Genomic DNA, 2189 nt, shown 5'->3' with positions numbered 1-2189 from the left:
CGCCGCCGCCGAGGATGATGACGTGCTTGCCCTTGGCGTCGATCTGGCCCTCGACGGTTTCACCGGCAACCACGCGGTTGGCGGGCACCAGGTAGTCCATGGCGAAGTGGATGCCTTCGAGTTCGCGGCCGGGGATGGGAAGGTCGCGCGGAACGGTGGCACCGGTGGCGATCACCACGGAGTCGTAACGGCGGCGCAACTGCTCCCACGTCACGTCGCTTCCTACCGCCACACCCGTGCGGAAGCGGGTGCCCTCGGCCTTCATCTGCTCGACGCGGCGGTCGACCTGCTCCTTTTCCATCTTGAAGTCGGGGATGCCATAGCGCAGCAGTCCCCCGATCTTGTCGTCGCGTTCGTAGACGGCCACGGTGTGGCCGACCCGAGTCAGCTGCTGTGCGACGGCAAGCCCCGCGGGGCCGGAGCCGACGACGGCGACCGTCTTGCCGGAGAGGCGTGCCGGCGGAAGCGGCTGGACCCAGCCGTTTTCGAAGGCGTCGTCGATGATCGAAACTTCCACCTGCTTGATGGTCACGGCGGGCTGGTTGATGCCCAGGACACAGGATGCTTCGCACGGCGCGGGACACAAGCGGCCGGTGAACTCCGGGAAGTTGTTCGTCGCGTGCAGGCGCTCGATCGCTTCCTCGCCTTTGCCGCGCCAGGTCAGGTCGTTCCACTCCGGAATGAGGTTCCCGAGCGGGCAGCCCTGGTGGCAGAACGGAACGCCACAGTCCATGCAGCGCCCTGCCTGGCTCTTGAGCACGCCCTTGTCCTGGGCTTCGTAGACTTCCTTCCAGTCCATGATGCGGACGGGAACAGGACGGCGAGGCTGCGTCTCGCGCTGCCGGACTTTCAGAAATCCGCGTGGATCAGCCACCGGTTACCTCCAGGATTCGAGACCATACTTCTTCGCCATCGGGATCAAGGCCCTCTTCAATAGCGTCGAGACGGGTTTGCAGGACTGCGGCGTAGTCGCGCGGCAGAACTTTGGTGATGCGGGCGGCTGTGTCATCGAAGTTTTCGAGCAAGCGGCCCGCGAGGACGGATTCGGTTTCTTCCAGGTGCTTGACCAGGAGGCTATGGACGATGGTGCGGTCCTCGTCGTCAAGCTCGAGCAACTGCAGCTCGCCGGAATCCAACGCCTGCTTGTTGACCCGGGCAGGCTGGAGGTCCAGCACGTAGGCTGTACCGCCGGACATGCCGGCACCGAAGTTGCGTCCGGTGCGGCCGATGATCAGCGTCTGGCCGCCGGTCATGTACTCGCAGCCGTGGTCACCGATGCCTTCGACGACGGCGGTCGCGCCCGAGTTGCGTACCAGGAACCGTTCGCCCACCTGGCCGCGCAGGAACATCTCGCCGCTCGTGGCACCGTAGCCGATCACGTTGCCGGCGATGACGTTGCGCTCCGCCTGGAAAACGTTGGTGCGGTCCGGGCGGACAATAATGCGTCCACCCGAGAGACCCTTGCCGACGTAGTCGTTGGAGTCGCCGAACATGCGCAGGGTGATGCCCGCCGGGAGGAAGGCGCCCAGAGACTGCCCTGCGGTGCCCTTCAGGGTGATGTCGATCGTGTCCGTCGCGAGCACATCGACGCCGAACGTCTTGGTTACGACGTGGCCCAGCATGGTGCCGACCGACCGGTCCGTGTTGATGACGTCGACCGCGATCTTCACCGGCGTACGGTCGCTCAAAGCCTCGGCGGCCATGCCGATGAGGCGCTGGTCGAAGTGCTTGTCGAGCTCGTGGTTCTGGCCGGTGAGGTTCCGCAGGGGAACGTCGTCGTCGAACTCGAGGCCGTGCAGGATCGGGTCGAGGTCCAGCCCATCGGCCTTCCAGTGGTCCACCGCCTCCCGGGTGTCGAGGACCTCGGCGTGGCCGATGGCCTCTTCGAGGCTGCGGAAACCGAGTTCGGCAAGCAGCTCCCGGACTTCCTCGGCAAGGAATTCGAAGAAGTTGACCACGAACTCGGGCTTGCCGTTGAAGCGGGCGCGGAGCTCGGGATTCTGGGTTGCCACGCCGACCGGGCAGGTGTCGAGGTGGCAGACGCGCATCATGATGCAGCCGGACACCACGAGGGGCGCAGTCGCGAAACCGTACTCCTCGGCACCCAGCAGGGCGGCGATGACGACGTCGCGTCCCGTCTTGAGCTGGCCGTCCACCTGGACCACCACGCGGTCGCGGAGCCCGTTGAG

Annotated in this window: 2 protein-coding genes; both read right to left on the bottom strand. The window is 65.7% G+C overall.

The features are described from left to right. On the bottom strand, positions 1–874 hold an 874-nt coding region (locus AHiyo1_RS24030; protein ID WP_148667767.1), incomplete at its 3' end, for a glutamate synthase subunit beta. Continuing rightward, positions 867–2189, bottom strand: a 1323-nt coding sequence (locus AHiyo1_RS24025; RefSeq protein WP_253257583.1) for a glutamate synthase-related protein, incomplete at its 5' end; no start/stop codon positions are given. The genes AHiyo1_RS24030 and AHiyo1_RS24025, both read right to left, overlap by 8 nt.

This window comes from Arthrobacter sp. Hiyo1, assembly GCF_001263615.2.
Classification (GTDB): Bacteria; Actinomycetota; Actinomycetes; order Actinomycetales; family Micrococcaceae; genus Arthrobacter.
This window is presented reverse-complemented; position numbering and strand designations above follow the sequence as displayed.